Annotated in this window: 22 protein-coding genes; 20 read left to right on the top strand and 2 right to left on the bottom strand. The window is 61.2% G+C overall.

Annotated features, from left to right (window positions below; translation table 11 throughout):
* Positions 1-55 precede the first annotated feature (55 nt).
* From V9L20_RS00445 to V9L20_RS00395, 11 genes are all read left to right on the top strand, one after another.
* Positions 56-811: a mechanosensitive ion channel family protein gene (locus V9L20_RS00445; protein WP_337295068.1), complete on the top strand. Its 756-nt coding sequence runs from the start codon at positions 56-58 to the stop codon at positions 809-811.
* Between the two features lie 54 nt (positions 812-865).
* On the top strand, positions 866-3028 hold the full coding sequence (glgX, locus tag V9L20_RS00440; RefSeq protein ID WP_337295067.1) for a glycogen debranching protein GlgX: 2163 nt from the start codon (positions 866-868) through the stop codon (positions 3026-3028).
* Entirely contained in the window at positions 3025-4881 is a 1857-nt protein-coding gene (treZ, locus tag V9L20_RS00435; protein WP_337295066.1) for a malto-oligosyltrehalose trehalohydrolase, read from the top strand. The genes glgX and treZ overlap by 4 nt, the downstream gene beginning before the upstream one ends.
* Positions 4874-9937, top strand: coding sequence for a malto-oligosyltrehalose synthase (locus V9L20_RS00430; RefSeq protein ID WP_337295065.1), 5064 nt, complete (start codon positions 4874-4876; stop codon positions 9935-9937). Before treZ ends, V9L20_RS00430 begins: the two co-directional genes overlap by 8 nt.
* 322 nt (positions 9938-10259) lie before the next feature.
* Positions 10260-10673 (top strand): hypothetical protein, encoded by a 414-nt coding sequence (locus tag V9L20_RS00425; protein WP_337295064.1) that lies wholly within the window; start codon positions 10260-10262, stop codon positions 10671-10673.
* A gap of 159 nt (positions 10674-10832) precedes the next feature.
* Positions 10833-11303 (top strand): hypothetical protein, encoded by a 471-nt coding sequence (locus tag V9L20_RS00420; RefSeq protein WP_337295063.1) that lies wholly within the window; start codon positions 10833-10835, stop codon positions 11301-11303.
* Positions 11304-12072: 769 nt separating this feature from the next.
* Complete coding sequence (locus V9L20_RS00415) at positions 12073-12426, top strand: hypothetical protein (protein WP_337295062.1); 354 nt, start codon at positions 12073-12075, stop codon at positions 12424-12426.
* Positions 12427-12710: 284 nt separating this feature from the next.
* On the top strand, positions 12711-13544 hold the full coding sequence (locus V9L20_RS00410) for a hypothetical protein (RefSeq protein WP_337295061.1): 834 nt from the start codon (positions 12711-12713) through the stop codon (positions 13542-13544).
* Between the two features lie 1116 nt (positions 13545-14660).
* Entirely contained in the window at positions 14661-15083 is a 423-nt protein-coding gene (locus tag V9L20_RS00405) for a hypothetical protein (RefSeq protein WP_337295060.1), read from the top strand.
* Between the two features lie 520 nt (positions 15084-15603).
* Positions 15604-16158, top strand: coding sequence for a hypothetical protein (locus tag V9L20_RS00400; RefSeq protein WP_337295059.1), 555 nt, complete (start codon positions 15604-15606; stop codon positions 16156-16158).
* A gap of 403 nt (positions 16159-16561) precedes the next feature.
* Positions 16562-17389 carry a hypothetical protein gene (locus V9L20_RS00395; protein WP_337295058.1) on the top strand — a complete coding sequence of 276 codons (828 nt, stop codon included), beginning with the start codon at positions 16562-16564 and terminating at the stop codon, positions 17387-17389.
* 203 nt (positions 17390-17592) lie between these two features.
* Here V9L20_RS00395 and V9L20_RS00390 read toward each other — a convergent pair whose 3' ends face one another.
* A complete protein-coding gene (locus V9L20_RS00390) occupies positions 17593-18063 on the bottom strand; it encodes a glutaredoxin domain-containing protein (protein WP_337295057.1) in 471 nt (156 codons plus the stop codon).
* 211 nt (positions 18064-18274) lie between these two features.
* Between V9L20_RS00390 and V9L20_RS00385 the strand changes: the two genes are divergently transcribed.
* The 9 genes from V9L20_RS00385 to V9L20_RS00345 all read left to right on the top strand — a co-directional run bounded on the left by V9L20_RS00385 (position 18275) and on the right by V9L20_RS00345 (position 23050).
* Positions 18275-18736: a DUF4288 domain-containing protein gene (locus V9L20_RS00385; protein ID WP_337295665.1), complete on the top strand. Its 462-nt coding sequence runs from the start codon at positions 18275-18277 to the stop codon at positions 18734-18736.
* A gap of 7 nt (positions 18737-18743) precedes the next feature.
* Entirely contained in the window at positions 18744-18950 is a 207-nt protein-coding gene (locus tag V9L20_RS00380) for a hypothetical protein (RefSeq protein WP_337295056.1), read from the top strand.
* A gap of 267 nt (positions 18951-19217) precedes the next feature.
* Positions 19218-19565, top strand: a complete 348-nt coding sequence (locus V9L20_RS00375; protein ID WP_337295055.1) for a hypothetical protein — start codon at positions 19218-19220, stop codon at positions 19563-19565.
* Positions 19566-19641: 76 nt separating this feature from the next.
* Positions 19642-20037 (top strand): hypothetical protein, encoded by a 396-nt coding sequence (locus V9L20_RS00370; RefSeq protein WP_337295054.1) that lies wholly within the window; start codon positions 19642-19644, stop codon positions 20035-20037.
* Between the two features lie 141 nt (positions 20038-20178).
* Positions 20179-20436, top strand: a complete 258-nt coding sequence (locus V9L20_RS00365) for a hypothetical protein (protein WP_337295053.1) — start codon at positions 20179-20181, stop codon at positions 20434-20436.
* Positions 20437-20634: 198 nt separating this feature from the next.
* A complete protein-coding gene (locus V9L20_RS00360; protein ID WP_337295052.1) occupies positions 20635-21108 on the top strand; it encodes a hypothetical protein in 474 nt (157 codons plus the stop codon).
* A 571-nt stretch (positions 21109-21679) separates the two neighbouring features.
* Positions 21680-22048: a hypothetical protein gene (locus V9L20_RS00355; protein WP_337295051.1), complete on the top strand. Its 369-nt coding sequence runs from the start codon at positions 21680-21682 to the stop codon at positions 22046-22048.
* A 226-nt stretch (positions 22049-22274) separates the two neighbouring features.
* The gene (locus tag V9L20_RS00350; protein WP_337295050.1) at positions 22275-22544 is read left to right on the top strand and encodes a hypothetical protein; all 270 of its coding nucleotides are present in this window, start codon (positions 22275-22277) and stop codon (positions 22542-22544) included.
* Between the two features lie 116 nt (positions 22545-22660).
* The gene (locus V9L20_RS00345) at positions 22661-23050 is read left to right on the top strand and encodes a hypothetical protein (protein ID WP_337295049.1); all 390 of its coding nucleotides are present in this window, start codon (positions 22661-22663) and stop codon (positions 23048-23050) included.
* Positions 23051-23110: 60 nt separating this feature from the next.
* Here the strand turns inward: V9L20_RS00345 and V9L20_RS00340 are convergent, their stop codons facing one another.
* Positions 23111-23449, bottom strand: coding sequence for a PRC-barrel domain-containing protein (locus V9L20_RS00340; RefSeq protein WP_337295048.1), 339 nt, complete (start codon positions 23447-23449; stop codon positions 23111-23113).
* Positions 23450-23546 lie beyond the last annotated feature (97 nt).

Raw genomic sequence — 23546 nt, 5'->3', positions numbered from 1 at the left:
TTGCATCGCATTCGCCGCTTTTGTCCGCAACCGCATTCACGCACCGGAGAGACTCATGGACCGATTTGGCATTCACCTGGAGCCGCTGAACGCAATGCTCTACCAGGTTGGGGCCTTCGTGCCTCGCCTGGCCATTGCACTCGTCGTGGTGCTCGCCGGCTGGCTTATCGCCAAAACGGTGCGCTTTGCCGTTACCAAGGCATTGCGCGCCATCAACTTCAACGTGCTGACAGAACGCGCTGGGCTGGACAACTTCTTGCGCCAGGGCGGGTGGGGCGGCGACACCAGCAGCCTGTTCGGCGTGCTGGCCTACTGGCTCGTCATTCTTGCGGCACTGCTGGTGGCGTTCAACGGCCTGGGGCTGAGCTACATCGCCGACCTGCTCGGGCGCGTGGTGTGGTTTGTGCCGAACCTGTTCGTCGCCTTGCTGGTGCTGGCCTTCGGATCGTATTTCGCCCGCTTCGTGGGAGAGGCGGTGTCGAGCTACTTTCGCGGTGCGCAGATGCGCGATGCCGTGCTGCTGGGGCAGATTGCGCGCTATGCGGTCATGGCCTTCGTCATCCTGATTGCGCTGGACCAGATCAAGGTGGGCGGCGACATCGTGCGCGAGAGCTTCCTGGTGGTGCTGGCGGGCGTGGTGTTTGCGCTGGCGCTGGCCTTCGGGCTCGCGGGAAAAGACTGGGCCGCGGCGCAGATCGAGCGCTGGTGGCCGCGCGAGCCCCAGGGCAAGAGCACCACCACCACGACAACACCGACGATCGTCGTCGAGCCCAGCAAAGGCAGCTCGCCGGGCGAGCGGCCGCCGCGCTGAGCATCTCTCGCACCTCGCTTTTCTCCTTCGCCTCTTTCTCCCACATTCGAATTGATGACACGCAGCAAACGACCTTCCATCACGGCCGTGTGGCCGGGCCGCCCCTATCCGCGCGGCGCCAACTGGGACGGGGAGGGCGTCAACTTCGCGCTCTTCTCCCAGCATGCACAGGGCGTTGACCTGTGCCTTTTCGACGAGAAGGGCCGCCACGAAATCCAGCGCATTCCGATCCGCGAGCGCACCGACGGCATCTGGCACTGCTACCTGCCCGAGGCCCGCCCAGGCCTTGCCTACGGTTACCGCGTGCACGGGCCGTACAAGCCCGAAGAAGGACACCGCTTCAACGCGCACAAGCTGCTGGTCGACCCCTACGCGAAGGACCTGGTCGGCGAGCTGCGCTGGGGCGATGCGCTCTACGGCTACACCGTGGGCAGCAAGCGCGAAGACCTGTCGTTCGACCGCCGCGACAGCGCACCGCTGGTGCCCAAGGGCCGCGTGCTCGAAACCGCCTTTACCTGGGGCGACGACCGCCGCCCATCCGTCCCCTGGCAGGACATGGTCATCTACGAGCTGCACGTGCGCGGCTTCACCATGCGCCACCCCGACGTGCCGACCGAACTGCGCGGCACCTACGGCGGCCTGTGCTGCGCGCCGGTGGTCGACTACCTGAAGCGGCTGGGCGTGACCACCGTGGAGCTCTTGCCGGTGCACAGTTTCCTGAACGACAGGCACCTGGCCGAAAAGGGCCTGCAGAACTACTGGGGCTACAACTCGCTGGCCTACTTCGCACCCGAAATGCGCTATAGCGCCTCGGGCAAGGTGAAGGAGTTCAAGACCATGGTGAAGACGCTGCACTCTGCAGGCATCGAGGTGATTCTCGACGTGGTCTACAACCACACCTGCGAAGGCAACCAGCTGGGGCCCACGCTCTCGATGCGGGGCGTGGACAACTCCTCTTACTACATCGTCAACGCCGAGAACCGGCGCTACTACGACGACTTCACCGGCTGCGGCAACACCGTCAACCTGGAGCATCCGCATGCGCTGCAGCTGGTGATGGATTCGCTGCGCTACTGGGCCGAGGAAATGCACGTCGACGGGTTCCGCTTCGACTTGGCTTCGGCTCTCGCGCGCGAATCGGGCAAGGTCGAGAACCTGGGCGGTTTCTTCGATGCGATACGGCAAGACCCGACGCTCAACCGGGTCAAGCTCATTGCGGAGCCATGGGACCTGGGCCACGGCGGCTACCAGGTCGGCAACTTTCCGCTGGGCTGGGCCGAGTGGAACGACCGCTACCGCGACGGCATGCGCGGCTTCTGGAAGGGCGACGCAGGCTTGATCGGCGAGGTGGGCAAGCGGCTCACCGGCTCCGAAGACCTGTATGGCTGGTCGGGCAAGCAGCCCACGGCAAGCATCAACTTCATCACCGCGCACGACGGCTTCACGCTCAACGACCTGGTCTCTTACAACGACAAGCACAACGAAGCGAACGGCGAAGACAACCGCGACGGCAACAGCCACAACATCTCGTGGAACTGCGGCGCGGAAGGGCCGACCGACGACCCCGAGATCGTGGCGCTGCGCGAGCGGCAAAAGCGCAACATGCTGGCCACGCTGCTGCTCTCACAGGGCGTGCCCATGCTGCTGGCCGGCGACGAGCGCGGCCACACGCAGAACGGCAACAACAACGTCTACTGCCAGGACAACGAACTCGGCTGGATCGACTGGACCCCCACGCCCGAGCGGCAGGCGCTGGTCACCTTCGTGGAGCGCGCCATCGCACTCAGGCGCGCGCATCCCTCGTTTCGCAGGCGCAGCTTTTTCGCAGGCAAGCCGAGCGAGGCCGAGAGCGTGACCGACGTGCTCTGGCTCAGGCCCGACGGCGCAGAGATGCGCCCCGAAGACTGGGGCGACGCCAACGCCAGGTGCTTTGCCATGTACATGTCGGGCGGCGGCATCGTCGACCGCGGGCCGCGCGGCGAGGCGCAGCACGACGACGACTTTCTGGTGCTGTTCAACGCGCATCACGACGAGATCAGGTTCACGCTGCCGCCCGCGCCCTACGGCGCATGGCGGTTGCTGCTGGACACCGCCAGCGGTTCGCCGCCGCCCGCCACCGAAGACGTGGCCGCGCTCGCGCCCGCGTGGTCGGAGCCCGCTTACCCGCTGCAGTGCCGCTCGCTCGTGGTGCTGAGCCGGCCGGATGTGCGGCCATGAAGCGCGCTCATCGCATGCCCTTCGGGGCCACCGTAAGCAGCGACCGCGGCGTCGACTTTGCACTTTGGGCGCCCTCGGCGGACGGCATCACGCTGGTGCACACGCCGGCCGAAGGCGCGGCCGCTTCGCACGCAATGCAGCGCGATGCGGACGGCTGGCACCGCCTCACGCTGGCCGATGCGCGCCACGGCGACAGCTACGCCTACCGGCTCGCCGACGGCCTCACCATTCCCGATCCGGCCTCGCGCTACAACCCGGACGACGTTCATGGCCCGAGCCGCATCGTCGACCCGGGCCGCTTCGAATGGACCGACACGGACTGGCGGGGCCGGCCCTGGCACGAAGCCGTGGTCTACGAACTGCACGTGGGCACCTTTACCGAAGAGGGCACCTTCCAGGCTGCGCGCGAGCGCATCGGCGAGCTGGCCGAGCTGGGAATCACCGCCATCGAGCTCATGCCGCTGGCGGACTTCCCGGGTGCGCGCAACTGGGGCTATGACGGCGTGCTGCAGTTCGCGCCCGACGCCAGCTACGGAACGCCGGACGACCTCAAGGCGCTGGTCAATGCCGCGCACGGGCTCGGCCTCATGGTGCTGGTCGACGTGGTCTACAACCACTTCGGGCCGGAGGGCAACTACCTGCACGCGTGCTGCCCCGAGTTCTTCAACGCGGCGGAGCGCACCCCCTGGGGGGCCGCCATCAACTTCGACGGCGACGAGTCGCGCACCGTGCGCGACTTCTTCATCCACAACGCGCTGTATTGGATTGAAGAGTTCCACATCGACGGCCTGCGCATGGATGCGATCCACGCCATTCGCGATTCGTCCGAAAAGCACATCGTCCAGGAAATCCGCGAGGCGCTGAACAACGGCCCCGCACGCGAAAGGCATGTGCACCTGGTGCTCGAGAACGACGCCAACCTGGCCTCGCTGCTGGCGCGCGACGGCGCCGGCCTGCCGGTGGCGGGCACCGCGCAGTGGAACGACGACCTCCACCATGCGGCGCATGTGCTGACGACCGGCGAGCGCGACGGCTACTACGCGGACTATGCCGACGACCCCGCGTGCCGCCTTGCGCGCGCGCTGGCCGAAGGCTTCATCTACCAGGGCCAGCCATCGGCCTTCCGCGCCGGGGAGCTGCGCGGCGAACCCAGCACGCAGTTGCCCTCGACCGCTTTCGTGTCTTACCTGCAGACGCACGACCAGGTCGGCAACCGTGCCTTCGGCGAACGCATTCATGCCATGGGCGACCCGGCGCTGGTGCGTGCCGCGTTTGCCTGCGTGCTGCTATCGCCGCATGTGCCGATGCTCTTCATGGGCGATGAATTCGCAGCCTCGTCGCCGTTCCTGTACTTCTGCGATTTCGGTCAGGAGCTGGCTTCCGCCGTGGCGGAGGGGAGGCGAGCGGAGTTCGGCGGCTTTGCCGCGTTTGCCGACGAAGCGGCGCGAGCGCGCATTCCAGACCCGAATGCCGAAGAGACCTTCGCCGCCTCGAAGCTCCGGTGGCGCGAGCGCGGCACGCAACCGCACTTTGCGCGGCTGTGCGAAATGCAGCAACTGCTCGAGGCGCGCCACCGCATGCTGGTGCCGCACCTGGCCGGTGCCCGCCACGCCGGAAGCCATCGCTGCGAAAACGGCGTCGTGCAGGTGCAGTGGGATCTGGCGAGCACCGTGGCCGGCGAGCCGGCCAAGCGCCTTCACCTGCTGGCCAACTTCGGTGCGCAATCCGCCACGCAAGCCGCGGCACCGCCCGGTGCGGCGGTCTACAGCTCAGGGGCTGCTGCGGAGGCGACGGCCCTGCGGCTGGAGCGCGGCGCCGTGCACGCAACGCTGGAGGACGTGGCCGGTGGCTGATTCGACCCAGTGGTCCGCCGATGCGCTGGAACGCCTTTGCAGGCACTACGGCATCTCCGCCACCTATTTCGACGCTTTTGGAACGCAGCGCCACGCCACGCCCGAGAACCTTGCCGCATTGCTGGCCGAGTTTGGGGTGCAGGCGGGTGCGGCACGGGGCGATGTGGCCGAGCCGGCCATACCGCCGGTGCTGGTTGTCGCGGCGCAGGCGCCGCACTGGAGCGTGCACCTGCCGCGGCAAGGCCATCTTGCCGGCAAGCTTCGCTGGCACTTGCGCGATGAAGAAGGCCGCCTGCGTGATGGCGAAGCCGATGCGCACGCACTGCACGATGGCGGCTGCGTCCTGCACCTGGGCGAGTCGCTCGCGCCCGGCTACCACTGGCTGCGGATCGATGGCCTGGACGGCGAAACCATGGTCGTCGCGTCTCCCGGGCGCTGCTACCGCCCGCCGGCTGTGCGCGACGGCGGCCGTGTGTGGGGGCCGGCGGTGCAGCTGTATGCGCTGCGCTCGCCGCGCAACTGGGGCATCGGCGATTTCACGGACCTGGACACGCTTATCGACAGCATGGCCGGGCAGGGCGCCGATGTGGTCGGGCTGAACCCGCTGCATGCGCTGTTCCCTACAGACCCGCAGCGCGCCAGCCCCTACAGCCCTTCGTCCCGGCAGCGGCTCAACGTGCTGTATATCGATGTCGAGGCGGTGGATGATTTCGCCGCCTGCGAGCCCGCGCGCCGCCGTGTGGAATCGCCCGAGTTCCAGGCGAGGCTGGCCGCGCTGCGCGAGGCGCCGCTGGTGGACCATGCCGGCGTGGCCGCTGCCAAGTTCGAAGTGCTCGAGCTGCTTTTCGATCACTTCAGAACGCACCATCTTTTGCGCGCCGGTGGCCCGGACGCAGCGGGCAAGGCCTTTCTCGACTTCGTTGCCGCGCAGGGCGACCCGCTCCTTCGCCATGCGCTGTTCGAAGCGCTGCAGGCCCACTTTGCGGCGGCAGACCCGCAATGCTGGGGCTGGCTCGTGTGGCCGGAGGCCTACCGCGGCATCGACTCGCCCGCGGTGCAAGAGTTTGCGGCCCAGCATGCCGACCGCCTGCAGTACCACCAATACCTGCAATGGTTGGCCGAGCGCCAGCTCGCGCGCGCGGGCGCTCGCTGCGAGGCGCTGGGCATGGGCATCGGCCTGTACCTGGACCTGGCCGTTTCAGTAGATCGCGGCGGCTCCGACGCGTGGAGCGCGCAGCATTGCTTTGCCGTGGGTGCCAGCATCGGCGCGCCGCCGGACGAGTTCAACCCGGCCGGGCAGAACTGGGGCCTGCCGCCGCTGCGGCCGGACCGCCTGCGCGCCAACCACTACCAGCCCTTCGTGCAGATGCTGCGCGAGAACATGCGCCATGCGGGCGCGCTGCGCATCGACCACGTCATGGGGCTGATGCGCCTGTTCTGGATTCCACCAGGCCGCACCGCCCACGACGGCGCGTACGTGCGCTACGCGGTCGACGAGATGCTCGCCATCGTGGCCCTGGAGAGCCATCGGCACCGCTGCATGGTCGTGGGTGAAGATTTGGGCACGGTCGAAGACGCGATGCGCGATGCGCTCGCGCGTGCCGATGTGCTGTCTTACCGGCTGCTCTATTTCGAAAAGCAGGGCAGCGGGTTCACGCCGCCCGCGGCATACCCGCCCGCGGCATTGGTCGCCATCAGCACGCACGACCTTGCCACGCTCACAGGCTGGTGGTCGGGGCACGACCTTCGGCTGCGGCTGGCGTTGGGCCTTTTTCCCGACCCCCGGCTGTTCGACAAGCAGCTGCTCGACCGGGCGCAGGAACGCATCCGGCTGATGCTGGCGGTGCGCGAGGCGGGGCTGCTGTCGGACGACGAGGCCGCGCAGGCACTGGCGCTCGCAACGCCTTCGCCGCGGGCCATGCAGGCAATTCATGCGTTCCTGGCGGCGGCGCCTTCGGCGCTGATGGTGTTCCAGCTGGAAGACGTGGCCGGCGAAGTCGAGCAGGCCAACATGCCCGGCACGGTCGATACGCATCCCAACTGGCGGCGTAAGCTTTCGTCGCCGGTGGAGGCGCTTGCCGCGAGCGATGCCATGCAAGGCCTGGCCGGGCACCTGCGCGCGGCGCGGCCTAGACGCAGCGCAAGCGCGGAGCCGGCGCCGCTTCTGCAGGCGCGCGTGCCGCGGGCCACCTACCGCCTGCAGTTCCACAAGGGCTTCAGCTTCGACGATGCCATTCGCGTGCTGCCTTACCTGGCGCAGCTCGGCGTGAGCCATGTGTACTGCTCGCCCATTCAGCGGGCCCGCGCGGGCAGCACCCACGGCTACGACGTGGTGGCCCATGCGGAGATCAACCCCGAGCTTGGCGGCGCCGAAGGCTTCGCGCGCTTTGTCGAGGCGCTGCAGGCCAACGGCCTGGGGCAGCTGCTCGACATGGTGCCCAACCACATGGGCGTGCTCGGCGCCGACAACGCGTGGTGGATGGACGTGCTGGAGAACGGCCCGGCCTCGCTCTTCGCGCAGTATTTCGACATCGACTGGCAGCCGCTCAACGAAGAGCTGACCGGCAAGGTGCTGCTGCCGGTGCTAGGCGGCCACTATGGCGAGGTGCTCTCCAGCGGCGACCTGGTGCTGCATTTCGAAGCGGCGCAGGGCAGCTTTGCGCTGCGCTACTTCGACCACCGGTTTCCGCTCGCGCCCGAAAGCTATCCGGTGGTGTTGGGCCGCGCGCTGCCGCATCTCAGAGACCCGGCGCTTGCGGCGGAGCTCGCCAGTCTTGCGACAGCCTTCGGCCACCTGCCGGCCCGTCATGCGAAAGCGCCTTCAGAGCGCACGGAGCGCGTGCGCGACAAGGAGCTGTTCAAGGCCCGGCTTGCGCAGCTGGTGCAGGCGCATCCCGCGCTGGCGCGCGCCGTGCTCGCTGCGGTGGCCGAACTCAACCTGGCTTCGGACAACGCGCGCGACGAGCTGCACCGGCTCATCGAGGTGCAGGCCTACCGGCTTGCGTACTGGCGTGTGGCGGCAGACGAAATCAACTACCGGCGCTTCTTCGACATCAACGACCTGGCGGCGGTGCGCATGGAGCGCGACGAGGTCTTCGAGGCCACGCAGTCCTTTGCGCTGGACCTGGCCGCGGCCGGCGTGGTGGACGGCCTGCGCATCGATCACCCCGACGGGTTGTACGACCCCGCGCGCTACTTCAGGCAACTGCAGGAAGGCTACGCGCGCCGCGCGGGCATCGTGCTGCCGGCCCCGGGGCCCGACGGCAGGCCCCAGCGCCCGCTGTACGTGGTCGCCGAAAAGATCGCCGCCTCCGAAGAAGAAGTGCCCGTTGAATGGCACGTGCACGGCACTACCGGCTACCGTTTTGCCAATGTGGCCAACGGCGTGCTGGTGGACACGGCCGCGGCTGACGCGCTGCGGCAAACCTGGCACCGCTTCACCGCCGATGCGCAAGACTTCGATGCCGTGGCCCGCGCAGGCAAGCACGAGGTCATGCGCAGCGCGCTCGCTTCAGAACTGAACGTGCTCTCCACCGAGCTGCTGCGCATTGCGCGCGCCGACCGCACCACGCGCGACTACACGCTGAATGCGTTGCGCCGCGCACTGGCCGGCGTGGCGGCCTGCATGCCGGTGTACCGTACCTACATTGTCGATGCGCCTTCCGTGCAGGACGCGCATTTCATCGATGCCGCCACCGACGCCGCCGAACGCCAGAGCCTCGATGCCGACCGTTCCATCTTCGCCTTTGTGCGCCGCTCGCTGCGCGGCGAGGCCGCCGAGCGTGCAACCCCGGCACTGGCCGAGCGCGTGCGCCGGTTCGCGGTGCGCTTTCAGCAGTTCAGCGCACCGGTCGCGGCCAAGGGCGTGGAAGACACCGCGTTCTACCGCTACTTTCCGCTCAGTGCGCTCAACGAGGTGGGCGGCGAGCCCGATCAGTTCGGCTTCGATGTGGATGAGTTCCATACGCTCAGCGCCGACCGCGCGCGGCACTGGCCGCACACCATGCTCGCCACTTCCACGCACGACAACAAGCGCTCGGAAGATGTGCGCAACCGCATCGACGTGCTTTCGGAAATGCCGGACGAGTGGCGCGAAGCGCTCGCGCGCTGGCACGCGCTCTGCCGTGAAGGGCACGAGGCTGCCGTGCCTTCGCGCGCGGACGAGTACCTGCTCTACCAGACCCTGCTCGGCACCTTGCCCTTCGGTGGACTCAGCGCCGAAGCCGCGCCGGCGTATGAACAGCGCGTGCTGCAGTACATGCAAAAGGCCGCACGCGAATCCAAGTCGCACACACGCTGGACCCAGCCCGACGCGCAATACGAAGAGGCGCTGGAGGCCTTGGTACGAAAGATTCTTTCCGATCGTTCGCAAGGCGGCTGCCTTGCCGACACCCAGCGCATGGCAGATCGCCTTTCATGGTTCGGGGCGTGGAACGGCCTGACGTTGACGCTGCTGAAGTACGCCTCGCCGGGCGTGCCCGATCTGTATCAGGGCAGTGAGCTCATCGACCTGAGTTTGGTCGACCCCGACAACCGGCGCCCGGTGGACTATGAACTGCGCAGCAAGCGGCTCGATCAGCTTCAGGCAATGGCCGGCGAAGCCGATCTGCCGGCGCGGGTGCAATCGCTCGCCGAGGCACCGCACGATGGGAGCGCAAAGCTCTGGTTCGTCTGGCGGATGCTGTCGCTGCGGCGTGAGCATGCGGAGCTTTTCCGCGACGGCAGCTATGAAGGGCTCACGGTCGAAGGGCCGTTGGCCCGGCATGTGGTGGCCTTTGCGCGTAGGCATGAAGGGCGAATGCTGGTGGTGATTGCAGGGCGGTTGTTTGCTGGCATTGCGCGAAATGAGACGGAAGGAGGGGCGCCGGTGCTTCCTGACATGGCTGCCTGGCGGGGGACGAGGGTGGTGTTGCCTGAAGGGCTTGGGAGTGCGAGGCTCGCGAATGTGCTTACCGGGGAAGCGCTTGTAGCGGACGGCAATGTCGTTCCACTCGAAGGGGCGTTTTGTTGGATGCCGTGGGCCGCCTTCACCCAAATCGCGGAACCATCGGTGTGACTCGCTCGACACGTCCGGCGCGGGATTGTTCCTACCGTTGCAGCTCGCGGGATTATTCTTTGCTCACACGCGACCTTGAGATATAGGAGCTCGTCATTCCGGGCCGGCGGCCAAGGAATGTAAAACCTAGCCCCCGTTGTTGGGTCTGGCAGTTTTTGCGAGGGCTTCCGCTGTGGGGTCAAGCTCCGAGGCGGCGGCCGGCTGGGTTCGGCCAGGAGCGGAAGTTCGTCGCGGCCCTCCAGTTTTGAGACGCGGGCCCCCTGTGGCGCTCCCGCAGAAGCTAAAGTCAGCCTGGCGACTTCAACCCAGTGACTCATCGAGCATGCTCACGGACATCCTGATTGCATCGACCGACGACGCACCTCAAATTCTCTCCGCCGCACCAGGCAGTTGGCCGCGGTTGCAATTCAACTCGTTGGACAACGTAGCACTGGCTGGACTTTGGGCCGCCCTTGGGGCGACCGCTGAGGCGACGGATTTTGAAGGTGAGAAGCACTTGCTTGCTCACACGTCGGAGCGATGGGTTTTTGAGTTTCCGCAGGACTTCGTGCGCAGGCTGTCCGCGCTGCAGCCGGCTGGCATCAAGGATGTGGCTGCGCTGTGGGCCACGCATGATGAAATTGCACGGATGGGCGCGAGCGGCCCTGCAATTGAACCGGTTGTGGACTCGGTCAGTGGATTTGCGCGGCAGGCGACGGGTGAGAACAAGAGCCTGCTCTTATTCATGTCGCTGTAAAGCACGACAGCCGCCGCCAAAACCGGAAGTTCGTCACGCTCCTCCAATTTGCAGCTAGCAGGGCCTTGCCCACGCGTGCACGCCGGTCAAGGTCGGCCACAACCGGACCTTCGTCACCACGGCAGAATTGAGCGGTTGTAACCCGGGAGCCTCGATTTCATGCGTCTTCAACTCGACTACAAGCTAGGGGTAGCAGAACGGCTTGCCCATGAAGAATTTCGAAGTGGGTCCTCGCTGCAAAGGCCCGCCTACTTTCGCCAAGCAATACCCTCACTTGTCTTGTGTGGCCTAGGCTTGGTGGCGTCATACAAGGGCCAAAGCGTGACACTTTTGGCGATATTCCTCTTGGCCGCGGGTGTCTTGACCGTGGATGCGTGGAAAAAGGGCCTGCGTTGGAAATCGAATCTTTCGGCAGCAGTCGACAAAGAACCCGCAAATAGTGTTCAGCTCGTCATCGACGACAGGGGAATTCAAGAGACGGTCGAACAGCAGGTCGTGTCGTTTGCGCCGTGGTCCGCGGTTCGGTCATACGTTCAGCTCGAAAGGATATGGGCGTTCAACCTTGCCGGAGGCTACACAGCAGTCGTTTCGGCAAGCGCTATCCGAAGCCGGTCCGGCAGCGGAAGCTGACCTAAAAACAGAACTTGTGGCTCGCTCGATACCAAAGCTGGTGAATGGGCGAGCCTTGCCTCCCGCACTCAGCTGACTGGGTACGGCCACGAGCAGACAGTCGGCATCGATGTCCAATCGAAGTGCACGCTATCAGATGGTTCACGAAACAACGCCCAAGTCCTCAATGCAAGAGACCTACATTCCATTCATGCCAGTTGCGGATGTGGTTGGTCCATGCGCTCACGCTGTACTTTGCACGGAGCCAGGCGACTGCACAGTCCGACTCAGTTTCTCAAACGTTCGCGGTGCTCCGGCGCGAGATCTACTGGTACGCTTCGATAGCGTCATGGCCTGCATGTCTCATGCCGAGTTCTCACATCCGTGGGAAGCTATGTCAATTGCCGAAATACCGCGGCTTGCAGAAAGGTGGAACGGCTACGCATTCCCAATGTTGGAAGTCATGGACTCTCATTGGTTGGCCTCCTTCACGGACACCCAGGCCATCGGTCTGGCGCGAGGCGCCGTCCGTCACTTCCGGTTTGTGAGTCTCGATAATATCGTCGACGTTCTGATGTATGGCGGTGGCGTCGTGACGGCGGAGTGGGTTGCCGTCACGCAAGAGTAGGCTCGAAGTCTGCCTTGGGCGAATGTGCAACAGTGAGGGACGTAGGAATCGCATAGCGAACGACTGCTTTGGCAGCTTCGGGCCCTTTGCGCCGACACCTGGTCCGGCTACAGTCGGCCAAAAGCCGACCTCCGAATCGCCAGCCCAGCTTAGGATTGATGGATGAACTACGTCCAGCACCAATTGCGTAACCTGCCCGCAGCACACCGAGGACTCCTTCAAGACCTTGCATGCACGCCGCTCACGCAACGTCAGCTGACAGAGAAGTACGGCTTCGTGTTCGAAGAGGTGCCAGACGAGCTTTCTATGACCGAGGCAAGCTTCGTCGCCACGGCAAGTGGGCGACTTTTTGTCATTCTCTGTCGCCGGGGCATCCCGGAATGGTCTAACACCATTCGGACAGAGCTCTCGGACGAACCGCTTGCTACCTATGTGCCGCGGATGCTTTCTGAATTCTCCGAAGCAACGGACTTTGCAGACGGTGACCTTGACCGCATTTGGACTGAGAGCGCGTGACGGCCTGCGGCCAGGACCGGACTTTCAACCTCAACGCTCAAATCGCCGCTTTCAAGCCATGAATCCGCTGTCAAAACTCGGCAGCTGGCTCAGCCAGAGCAACAAGCAGGCAGAGTCAGATGCGTGGAACTGCTGTACTAGGCCGCAACAGATGGGGGAGATGACAGACATGGGCCACGCGAATTCGTTCGAGTTGGACCTCGCATCTTGCGGTACGTGCGGTGCGTACTGGGCCTCGTTGTTCTGCGTTGCAAACGGCAAGAGCGGTTGGGAGCGCGTCACGGATGCCGATGCGCAAGCGCTTCTCGATGCACCCGAAGGGCCGGAGCACAAAGCTGTGCTTCGCGATTGGATCGATACCCATACTTGAAGTCGCAAATCGGCCAGAAGCAGACGACGGCATAGTGGTGCTTGAAGATTATTTTTCCCTACAGCTGAGTTTTGCCGAGCGCTATGCGGCGGTTGCAGATTTGCCTTTGGGCGCGTCGATCGCGCACTGCACAAACCTGCGGCGGCGTCTGAATCTTTGGGGACCTGCGGGCGCAAACCGCTGGAACGACTTCGTCGCTCGGATCGGCGACCCGAGCAATGGAAGGCGCGATGCGCTTTCCCTATGCATGGAGTGGTACGAGGATCGTCCACGCTTCGCTACGGGGCGGTCGTTCGGCTGCTTCTCCTTCGATCCGCCCGATGCCAGCGGCGTGCTCCGCATTCACTTCGTCCCTCCAGAGAACACAAGCACAAGCCCTCTGGCCTCCGCGAACACTGGTGCCAGAGTGCAGGAGCTGTGCGAATTGTTCTCCCATGTTCGTCGCACAGAGCGCGGCGTCTTGTCGGTTCGCGGCATCTCCTGGCTCTACAACCTCGATGCTTACAGGAGGCTGTTCCCGCGCTCCTATGCGATGTCGATTCAACCCGTTGATGTGCCGCTGCATCTGAACGGCAGTTCAACCTGGGGTCAGGTTTTGAACTGGCGTCGGGAGGTAAAGCCGGACATGCGTGACGCGCTCCTGGCCCGCTTTGCAACGATGAGAGCAGAAGCACCTTGGGAAGCCTTTCCGCTCCAGGCGCTGACCGCCACTGGTGATGTCGCCGAGTTTTATGAGCGCTTTACCTGACTTGGACCTGCCAATGGCAACGGGAGGCTGACCCCTCGCACGTGGGTGGCAGAATTCGGGCCATGAGCAGACCTTCGGCACATCAGCTTCGTTGCCTATGAATATTGGCGCTCCCCCAAGGTTCGTGCGACTGGCTGCAGTCGCATTTGGAGCGCTGGCGCTGATGGCGCCAGCGTGGGCCGAAAGGACCTGTGCGTTGAAGAAGCCTCCTCGCGCTGCCGGTGTGAACGCCAGCCATGGAAACTATTTCTTCGTCTTCCCTCGCAAGGTGAGTACCGGATACACCGGCTGTCAAACGATGTGGAACGAGATGGGCGAGCGCGTCTTGGTGATTCGGTTTCGGCGCGGCTCTCCGCTGATATACGAAGAGCATGCTCGTCAGGGGAATGGGACGACGTTGACATGTGACTTCCGGCGCGGCGCCGTGCGCGCAAGCGACTGCCCCGCCTATGAAGACTTGCGGGATGGTCTCCGAACCATTCCGGCCGAACAAGAGCTTCAGGTGCGACCCAGCAACGACCCGCGAAAGTTGTGATGCTGTGTGGGCATCGACGACAGAGTGCGGCCAAAACCAGACGCTCGCCGCCGAGGCAGAATCTGTCCAGAAGCCAACTGTCGTTCCATGAAAGCTGCCCGATGGACCCTACTTTTGAAGTCCTCGTCGAGTCCGAGCGCACTGAAGCGGAGCTCCTTGACGCCTTGCAACTCTCACTCCACGGGACCCGACAAGGAGGTTACCTACTTGTACAAGGTAACGTCCTAAAGTTTTCCGAGAACCCGCTCCGTGACAGGAGCAAGCTTGGGAACGGCGAGAGGTCGTGGCCGTACTTAAAGTACAGCCTATCCGTATTTCCGCAGCGCGAGCCCGACCTCGCAGCTCAAAACGCTCTCGCGAACGAGGTGGTCGCCGCGCTTCGACCCTACTGCTCCGTCCTGGAACTGATTGCTGAGGCGTGGGCAGGCGGAGCGCGATGACAGACAGACTTCGGCCAATACCGGAAGTTCGTGTTGACCGGCCAATTTTCATCCGACCGCACCCTTCAAGCGCCCGCAAGCTGACTACAGTCAGCTGAAGTCGGGCGTTCAATCCGGTACCAAGCCTTACACGAGGTCAAAGTGCAAGAGTTTTTTGTAGTTGAGCCAGAAGTTGCCGGTGGTCTCGGCGAACACACCAGCATCAATCGTTCGACCGTCCCATTCGAAGTCACGAAGCTGCACTATGTCTTCGAAGGCTGGCTCGGAGACGCGCTGGTCGAAAGCACCCCTTGCTTCCTAGTCACCGAGGAACTCGCAGCGACGATTCGCGATCAGGCGCTCAGCGGAGTGCGTTTCGACGAGGTCGAAGTTTCAACGTCGCCGGAGTTTGGCGAAATCCATCCCTGCCTCCGGCTGCCGAACTTCCTGTGGCTCAAGATTGAGGGCGAGCCGGCGAAGGATGATTTCGCCCTTTCGAAGCTGACCCTGGTCGCTTCTGGAAGAGCGCTTGCTGTCCTCAAACGCCATGGCCTCGCGCATGCCACAGTCGTTCCATTCGCATGACGCCACACGGCCAGGAGCAGACGTACGTTACGGGCCTTCAGTTTTCGGGCGAAAGCAGTGCCGACGACCCGCTATCCGTGGATACATCGCTCACACGCGAAAGGCAGATGAAGCTCGCATGTTCAGATAGGCCACCGATGTTGAGGGAAACGTTATGAAATTTGTATGCCCCTGCGGAGCTGTTGTGCGAGACAACACCGATTACCAGGAACACAAAGCCCACTTCATCCCCGACCAGCTGTACGAGGGCGCTGCAGAGAGAATTCAAGCAGGCGGTGAGGTGTGGGCGGAGATGCGGCGCGTAACGCGTCCGATGTATCAATGCAGCGAATGCTGCCGATTATTCCTGAGTGATGACGCTGGAAACTTGGTTTCCTTCAAACCGGATGAAAGCACTCCCTTCGGGATTCTCAAAGGCAAACTATGAGGCGCTGTTGACCTGCACGTCCGGCCAGCACCGGACATAACCCGGTGAGCTCAAATTAGCTAATAGAAACCTGCAAACAATAGCTCCTTGACCATGGCGCCCGACTTCGCCTTCCACTCTCTCAGCTCGCCTCTTGGGGTGGGGCTCCTTCTCGCGATCCTTGTGCTCCCGACTGCCTTCGTTCGCGGCGTCGCCAAGCAGTCATTCCAGCGATTGGGGCTTCGCTTGATCGCTCAGGGCTACTGCGCAGTCATCGCTGCAAGTTTCCTGCTGTCAGTGCTTATGGTTTTCCTCGGCGGAGGCAGCATGGAAAGAGCCCAGTACGTGTTCATCTTGTCTCTCATCTTTGTGCTGCCGTTAGCGTCGTTTGTTGTGATGCCCATTTCCGTTGGCCTTGCTCGCGTGGGTGCAGCGACGGTTGCGCTGATGGCCGCAGCCGGCGTCATGTCGGCGCTCGCTCTTGGGGCCTTGAAAGCCGCATATCCTTCAAACGAATGGGGCCGCGCGCATCGCTTCGAAGCGTTTATCGACACCACCCTCACAGTCGGTGCCATCGCGACTGTCGTGTTCTGTGCTTTCGCTCTTGGCGCGCGAATGCCACTCTGGCGCTTCCCACCGCGCCTTCCTAGGGGATCAGAAACGGCGTAGCCTCAAGGCGGAATTCGGCCACCACCGGACCTCCACCGCCAAGGTCCAACCGCAAGGCGAACCACACGATGACCAAAGAAGGTGAACCAGACAATTTGCTTTCCCAGCCGAGAGCGAGCGTGTTGCAAGTCTCTCCCAGACCAACTGACGCTTAGCGACGCTGCGCTCCCGTCGAATGGGGGTTCAGTGAGGTGCGCCGCAGTTCGTCTTGACGGCAGAATGTGGCTAGAACCGGAAGCTCATTGCCAACGTCCGCCGTGCACGCGCGCTCCCTCCTGGCTATTCACGCAAAGAGGAGTGGCAACCTCGCCCTGGGCTTTCCCGCTTGGATGCAGACTATCGCGCCGCAGCATAAAAGTCCGCTGAATGACCATTCAGCACAATTCGGCGTCAGCAAAATAATATGAATTCATACGCAAAAGTCTTTGAGTCACTTTATTTTCCGGCCACGGTAAGTCAGTGTGCTGCAGGAACGATTAAACCGCCTTTGACCACATTTAAGGCGCCGGCAGAGTGGTACGGATTTCCACCCGCATTGATTCCGATATGGAGCGACGGATCGCGTCCGACCTATATCGGGGCATGGAAGCATTGGTTCATGGATCGCAAACCAACATACATAAAAATGCATGTCGGGGCCGGGCGCATGACTATCGAAATAGCACGAACCGTCGAGCAGTTGTTCGCTCTCGCCGCAATGATGTCAATCAGCGAACAAGACGGCGTCGAAAGGGATTTAGTCAATTTTGCAAAGACGGTTGGTGTTCAAAATCTGGATCAAATTAACGCCGTTTCATTGATATCGGGTGATGATGCGCGCGGCTTGGCAGTGATTGACCAGTTTAAAAACCAGACTCCGCTCGAAAGTGCGGAAGCCGTAGGCGCCTACTCAGGAGAATTCCCACTTGTGAGCTTCGATAAGCTAAAGCCATGGTGGAACAGCGCCTGCTCGTTCGAAATTTCCCAAGAAATCCTGGCTGCGTGGCCCGCTAACTTACCCAAGCCAGCTTGGATCGATGATTCTGGTAAGGATAAGATTGAACTATTCAATGAGTATCTAAGCGCCGGCAATCTTAAATATGCATGGCTGACATTGAATTCAACTGGCTGGGCTATCCGAGATGCCAGAACTGCAATTTCTGCACTGAACATTAAGGCAAAGGACAGTCAGTTCAATCTGCTTGTCGACGCATGGCTATCAATTGCGGACGAGAGTGCTGGCGGATATTAGTCTGCTGCCATGCTGAATGTCAGCTCTCCGCGCTGCTAAACGTCCGCTTCCGCGAATCGCGAAGGACTGCAGTGGGCCCGAAGCCGAAGTTCAGAAAACCCTAAAGCGGTCGTTCACCGGCTTCAAATCCGGTTCGTGACCGCTTTGCGGCACGCGCTTGTCGAATTTGAGGCGAGTTCAAGCCTTGGGGCGCAGCATCGCTGCTATTTGCTGCGAGCCTGAAAAAACGCGTCATACGCGGCAGCGGTAAAGCCCGTGACACCCCGACCATTCGCGAAGAGCTGAGGCACTCCGCTGTTACCTCCGAGTTGCGCATAGGCTGATTTGCCTTCTGCGGTGTCGATGTCCACCTCCCGATAGCCGATGCCCTTGGCTGCCAGGTAGGCCTTTGCCTGTTTGCAGTAGCCGCACCACTTGGCAGAAAAAAGCACAGTGTCGCGAGGCGGCGTGGCCGATGCTCGGGCGTCAGCTGACTTGCGCAGCTGTTCGACGTACGCAAGGGTGTCTGCAGACAAAGGACTGGCCGGCAGATTCTTGAACGTCAGCGTCTTGGAGTCTCGGGCCTGTGGCGGAGGAACATCGCTATAGATCGTTCTTCCATCAGGGCCGGTGGACTTGTAGAGCGTTGTTGTCGATCCATCAGCGGCGGATACTGTACTTACCCAGACGAGCATACATATGGACCAAAGTCGCATCCTGGACCCCCGAAATTTTGATGGCCGCGAGAATAGCACCGCCGCCTTGGCCAAATGGGCAACCGCAAGACTCCAAGGTGTCTTGATCGCGTTTTGAAGGAGTGAGGAGCATGCAGAGGAAAGAGCCGCGCATCCAAGTTGACTTCAATGAGATGTTGGAGAGCAATGCAAGTTGGGCGCAGGCGGCGAAATGGTGCTGCCGGATCGACCGTCAGGGAATACGACACCAGTCGGAGATTTGAGGAAGAGCGCTTTGTCAAAGTCGTCGACTGGGACTTCTATGTGGTACGCAGCACACGCGGTGTTTTATTTCAAGCTGATCGATGAGAGCCAAGACTCCTTCCTGGTGCATGAAAACATCTACATCATCAACGCCGCCGATCCAGACTCAGCAAAGACTAAAGCCGAGATCATCGGCCGGGCAAACGAGGACGCGGTAGGTGACGGGCACCTGGAACTCAATGGAGAGAAGGCGAGCTATGTTTTTGCCGGCATCAGAAAAATTGTCGAAGCCGAGACCACACCCTCACCAGAGGGTGCCCCACTTGCGGGCGGCCAAGAGCTGACCTACTCAGTCCTTGAGGTGGATACGCTCGATGAAGTCCTTGCTCTGGCGGGAGGGAAAATGGTCACTGTCCTGTATCGTGAATAAGAACCAGATGAACAGTCTGAACTTTCGAGTGGAAGCGGTGGAGGACGGTACGGGCGACCTTTCCTCGCTGTCGACTACCAAGGTTTCTCCGGGTCTGCTAGTTGCTGTATGGACCTGGCCGCTCTTCGCGAGGCTGCGAAAGAATTTGCGCTTTATCCGCTTCCTGCAGGTCGAACCGTTCGCCTCAAAGGCGGGTACTTCGCTCCAGACATGAAATCTTTGGTGCAGACTCATCTCCACGTATCTGCAGTTCCCATCGACTCGGTCGGAAACGTTGGGCTGAGCGTCAGCTTGGCGGTTCCGAACGATGAGGGAATCAGCACGTACAAAGCGTCGTTGTGTTGCGAGTTCTCCGTGTCCTACAAACAGCTGAAGGATCTTTCACGGGGATTGATTGCACTCGCCGAGCGACAACGTGTCGAGTACTCGATGGCCTTGTAATTGATCAGCCCTCGATGCTTGCGACCACTATGAGAGCCTTATGAAAGTTTCGTCAGTCTCGTCAGCCGACCCTGCCTCGTTCAACTTCAATGTTGCTCATGTCGCGACCATCCAGGCAAGCTTGCTGGAACTGGCATCGAGGCTCAACTTCAGTGTTGGTCAAGCGGTGGACGACCTCGAAGAGTACGAGGTGGCATACCTTCAGCTGAGAGACGGGTTCCACTTTTATCTCAGCAAATACAAGAGCCGACCGCGGAGCGAAACGGAGGTGTTCTTTGCCTCTAGGCTGAATGACTGGGAGGTCCGGCTCGAGAAGGTCTGTTCCGCCCTTGGCGTCAGTTCGGCGGAGCTGCTTTGGAAGAACACCGCGTATGTGGAGACCCCTTGAGCGGCGCGAACACGAGAGCGAGAAAGCGGCCACCTGAAGATCGGAAGCCGCCCTCGGCCACCCAGTATGGAGCGATATGTTTGCCAAACTGATCGGTGTACCGCTACTTATCCTGGCGACGACGGCCAGCGCCTACGACGAACCAATGGAGTTCAAGGATGTTGAGGCAGCAAAAGCTTGGTTCAAGAAAGCGTATCCCCAGAGCGAGATGCGCAAAGAGAACGTCATGAATGCACAGAAGGAGGCCGGGGTGATCTATGCTTTCTACGGCCCAAGAGGCTCCGGGATCATCCGTACCGAGGGATGGTTCTATTCTTGTACCCCCGGGTACTGTGGCTTGATCGCAATGGCGAACTTGGGAGTGATCAAGTCAGAGAAGGAGGCGCCCAAGTTTTCCATCGAGTCGGGGTTCTTGGTACTCCGATCTGGCGGAAGCATCGTTCTTAAAGTCAAACCTCGACCTTGGAACTGACACGATACGTGCGTTGCCGAGATGGCCTTCAGCAAGCGACCTCATCATGCAGATGGCAAAGGGGCAATGTGTCTGCGAATCCACTGTCAACGTGGACGCTTACGGTTTGGCAGAGGGAGCAATACTCAGGAGAATGTTGAGATGAAAGACCAAATTCCAATTGGAAGTCGTGTCCGCGTGGTGCACCTTCCAGACTGGCTGTTGCACGACCTTCCAGAAAGCGAGCAGGCAGAGATGCGTGCCTGCATTGGCCAGATCGCCGCCATCCAGGAAATCGACAGCTATGGTTATCTATGGATCGGTTTCGGAGCTACCACAAGTGACGACAAAGGTGCTCGCTATAGCGGACATTCCTTCGGTGTTCCTCGAGAGTGTCTTGAGTTGGTTCTAGATACCTGAACTAGTGTTGATTTCCACGCGTATGTGATCCGCATTCCTGACCCATCCATATCCCTGAACGCGCGTCTCTGATCCTGCAGATTCACTTGCTGAAAGGCTCAGCAGGAGCCTAAACACAAGGGCGGGTAGCTTTCGCGACACCCTCATCCTTCATCGAGGCGGACAGACCAGTCCGGCAAACCCAACGGTACTCACGCCATGAAAAGCTTATTTTCAGCACTCATTTTTCTTCTCTCTGTGAGCGTTTGGGCTGGGCCGATGAATGGAGGCGCGAACTGTCAACACATCGTGACTATATCCAGGGGCGAGGTCTATCTGGATGGAGGATCGTTGAGGATCGATGGACTGGACAGATGCCTGCAAGAGTTCTCGTTGAAGGTTGACCACTCACTTGAGCGCGAGAGAAAAGTGGGCTATCCCAAATTCGTCTTGAACGGAACTGAGATAGAGCGCAGCAGCGACTTGGAGCGCCAACTTTTGGGGATTCTGGATCGAGCTGTGTCGCGCAGAATAAGCCCGCTATCAATAAAAAGGTTCAAAGAGAGGATGGCTGATGATTTCGACAACGAAGAAGCCAGGAATACCGCCGTCCTTATGGGGGCGATGGAATATCTCTGCCAGCGCCAACAGCGCGAGAATCCGAGGCCCCCTTGTACGAAATATTTAAGCTGACATCGTCGATTGCCACAAGTGAGGATAAATGACTTGGGAATATAGAGTGATGAGCCGAGACGGCGTGGTCGCTATCTTCGAGGTTCACTACTATGAAGACGGTAGGATACGGGGGTACAGCGCGGAACCAACGTTTCCTGCGGGCGAAACCGTTGAAGAGCTACGAGGCAACTGCGGTTTGTACCTTGCTGCACTCGGGAAGCCAGTTCTCGAATACACCAGTTAGCGGGGTTCAAGTCAGGTGACTCTTCTTGACGGCTGCTTCGGTCATCTGTGCGGCCTTGTGGTTCGGGTTTGCAAGCCTTATGTCTCGGCTCATATTTGGATTCAATGAGCCCGGTCTGTCGAGGGTCTTCGACGCCGGCGTCGCCTTGATGATTGCGCCAGGCCTTGCGTTCATTGCACTGGCTGGTTGGGTTCGTGCTCTGCTTCTGACCAAGTAACTTTCACCGGCCAGTGCCTACTCAGGCTTGCTCGTTAGCCAGGTGCGGACACACCAAGGGCGAGCCCTCCATCTCGTCAAATCGAGTGTGTGTCCGTCCTATCTGCGAATCGTTGCAAGAGCAGTCGAATGAATGAAGATGTGCGTAGCCAGGAATGGCAATCTCTCTACGAGGTGCTTTGTCGTACGCTTGCCTCATTCGGAACCGAGAATGCCTGTGGAGATGGCGACTATTGGCTGGTAGATGATGACTACGGAGACACCACTCAGAAGCTATGCGTGTGGCGACCGGAGTTCTTGCAGCCCAGCCTTATCCGTCTCCTCCAAGCGAGGCTAGGTGCGTATAGCCATTGGCGAGTGATGGTGCAGCTGGAAGTCAAGGTCAATGGTGCGCTCGATACTTCAAATGGATTTCTTGTCTATCACGACAAGATCGAGCCGCACTGGGTGAGCGACGCTTCTGTGTTCTTGGATCTGAGAAAGCGCCTTCACCTCTAACTCGGTAGGGATTTGAAGCGTGAGCTCTCAGTTCCTTTTGCGGCGCAACAGGCAAGAAGCGGCCGTTCAATTTTTTTGTGGCACACGTGAACGACGCTCGTTATTACTACAGCATTCGATTGCTTATTGCTCACCCCTCTATGCCCGTAGAGGAGATCACTGCCGTCTTAGGCATGGAACCTTCGCGCGCCTGGAACGCCAGTGAACGCCTTTCACGAAAAATGCGATGTGGGGTTACTCCTCATGGACGGAGGGAAAGCGCCTCTTCTTCGAGGAGATCCTCGATGTATTGGAATGGCTCGAGGAGCAGCACGAGTTTGTTTCGCGCCTGCGATCCTCCGGTGGAGATTTTCAAGTGATCGCGCAACTGCCTGGCGACATCAACATTGGTAGCGTCCTCTCGCTTGAGACTATGGCGATTGCTGTAAAGCTTGGCGTCCGCATTGGGGTCGAGGTATTTCCCAACTTGCCGAGAAAGGTGCCCGACAAAGACTGAGTCGGAAGATTAGTTCCTTGCTGCGAGCCGAACCGACCACCCGCCCGGCATCTGTCCGACATCCTCTCTCCCCAAAATCGCAGACCGTGCCATGAAGAAACTTTCAGGAGAATCTCATGGCTGAACCTCACCAACCAGTCGACAAGAGCGGATCTCATAGCCCCGGTCACCCCGCGCCTTCGCCGGCAGACTTGAAACAAGCCGCCGACGAATTCACCGAGGGGCCGAACGTCGAGGCAAGTCTCTGGGAGCTCCAAGCCGCGCGCGGAGAAACACCGCTCGAAGGCAGCCGGGCGGAAAATGCTCTCGATTGGGACGAGTTCCTGGCGCGCTATGAAGAGTGGAAGGACGCGACTGTCCGTTTCGAGGCCGCCGTTCGCGAGATGAAAGCAGGCTCGGAACAAGGCCGATCTGAGGCTCAGCAACTCGCACGCGAGCTTGCCCGCCTGCATCACGCGTTCATGGAGTCTTCGCAGCCTTACTTCCAGGCATCGAAGGTCGATTGAGGGGCTTCTGTTTGCCCCTCGATGGTTCGGCGGGTGCGCCCGCCGAACCCCTCTAGCTCTTTACAGCCCGTAGTACTTGTCCACCGTGCCGCTGTATTTGTCGTCGTAGTCCGGCACGCGGTCGCTCGCATACTTGGGCGCGCCCTCGAGCTGTGCCTTGTCCAGCGGCACCACATACCCATCTTGCGCGGTGTCGTACTTCAGCATGGGCCACGGAATGGGATAGCGGTCGGTGCCCATGCCCAGGAAGCCGCCGAACTCCATCACGGCGTAGCGAACCTGGCCTGAAACCTTGTCGATCATGAGGTCGTCGATGGTGCCGAGTTTGTCGCCCGCCGCGTTGTAGACGGCAGTCCCCTCGACACGCTCTGAAGAAATAACCGGATTGGCGCTTTTCATGGAAGGATGTCTCCGGCCGGCATTTCTGGGGATGACGGCGTTGAATGTTGCAATGCCCAGAGCTGCAACTTTCGGCCTGCAAAAATTCCGGCGCATC

This window comes from Variovorax sp. CCNWLW225, from assembly GCF_037204045.1.
GTDB lineage: Bacteria > Pseudomonadota > Gammaproteobacteria > Burkholderiales > Burkholderiaceae_C > Variovorax.
The sequence above is the reverse complement of the archived record's forward strand: the minus strand, read 5'-3'. Positions and strand labels throughout refer to the sequence as shown.

Excerpts from the sequence above, each read along its gene's own strand:
- V9L20_RS00445 (WP_337295068.1), top strand. The coding sequence starts at position 56 with ATGGACCGATTTGGCATTCACCTGGAGCCGCTGAACGCAATGCTCTAC.
- glgX (WP_337295067.1), top strand. The coding sequence starts at position 866 with ATGACACGCAGCAAACGACCTTCCATCACGGCCGTGTGGCCGGGCCGC.
- treZ (WP_337295066.1), top strand. The coding sequence starts at position 3,025 with ATGAAGCGCGCTCATCGCATGCCCTTCGGGGCCACCGTAAGCAGCGAC.
- V9L20_RS00425 (WP_337295064.1), top strand. The coding sequence starts at position 10,260 with ATGCTCACGGACATCCTGATTGCATCGACCGACGACGCACCTCAAATT.
- V9L20_RS00420 (WP_337295063.1), top strand. The coding sequence starts at position 10,833 with ATGCGTCTTCAACTCGACTACAAGCTAGGGGTAGCAGAACGGCTTGCC.
- V9L20_RS00415 (WP_337295062.1), top strand. The coding sequence starts at position 12,073 with ATGAACTACGTCCAGCACCAATTGCGTAACCTGCCCGCAGCACACCGA.
- V9L20_RS00410 (WP_337295061.1), top strand. The coding sequence starts at position 12,711 with ATGCCGATGCGCAAGCGCTTCTCGATGCACCCGAAGGGCCGGAGCACA.
- V9L20_RS00400 (WP_337295059.1), top strand. The coding sequence starts at position 15,604 with ATGGCGCCCGACTTCGCCTTCCACTCTCTCAGCTCGCCTCTTGGGGTG.
- V9L20_RS00395 (WP_337295058.1), top strand. The coding sequence starts at position 16,562 with ATGAATTCATACGCAAAAGTCTTTGAGTCACTTTATTTTCCGGCCACG.
- V9L20_RS00390 (WP_337295057.1), bottom strand. The coding sequence starts at position 18,063 with ATGCTCGTCTGGGTAAGTACAGTATCCGCCGCTGATGGATCGACAACA.
- V9L20_RS00385 (WP_337295665.1), top strand. The coding sequence starts at position 18,275 with ATGGTGCTGCCGGATCGACCGTCAGGGAATACGACACCAGTCGGAGAT.
- V9L20_RS00380 (WP_337295056.1), top strand. The coding sequence starts at position 18,744 with ATGAACAGTCTGAACTTTCGAGTGGAAGCGGTGGAGGACGGTACGGGC.
- V9L20_RS00375 (WP_337295055.1), top strand. The coding sequence starts at position 19,218 with ATGAAAGTTTCGTCAGTCTCGTCAGCCGACCCTGCCTCGTTCAACTTC.
- V9L20_RS00370 (WP_337295054.1), top strand. The coding sequence starts at position 19,642 with ATGTTTGCCAAACTGATCGGTGTACCGCTACTTATCCTGGCGACGACG.
- V9L20_RS00365 (WP_337295053.1), top strand. The coding sequence starts at position 20,179 with ATGAAAGACCAAATTCCAATTGGAAGTCGTGTCCGCGTGGTGCACCTT.
- V9L20_RS00360 (WP_337295052.1), top strand. The coding sequence starts at position 20,635 with ATGAAAAGCTTATTTTCAGCACTCATTTTTCTTCTCTCTGTGAGCGTT.
- V9L20_RS00355 (WP_337295051.1), top strand. The coding sequence starts at position 21,680 with ATGAATGAAGATGTGCGTAGCCAGGAATGGCAATCTCTCTACGAGGTG.
- V9L20_RS00350 (WP_337295050.1), top strand. The coding sequence starts at position 22,275 with ATGTGGGGTTACTCCTCATGGACGGAGGGAAAGCGCCTCTTCTTCGAG.
- V9L20_RS00345 (WP_337295049.1), top strand. The coding sequence starts at position 22,661 with ATGGCTGAACCTCACCAACCAGTCGACAAGAGCGGATCTCATAGCCCC.
- V9L20_RS00340 (WP_337295048.1), bottom strand. The coding sequence starts at position 23,449 with ATGAAAAGCGCCAATCCGGTTATTTCTTCAGAGCGTGTCGAGGGGACT.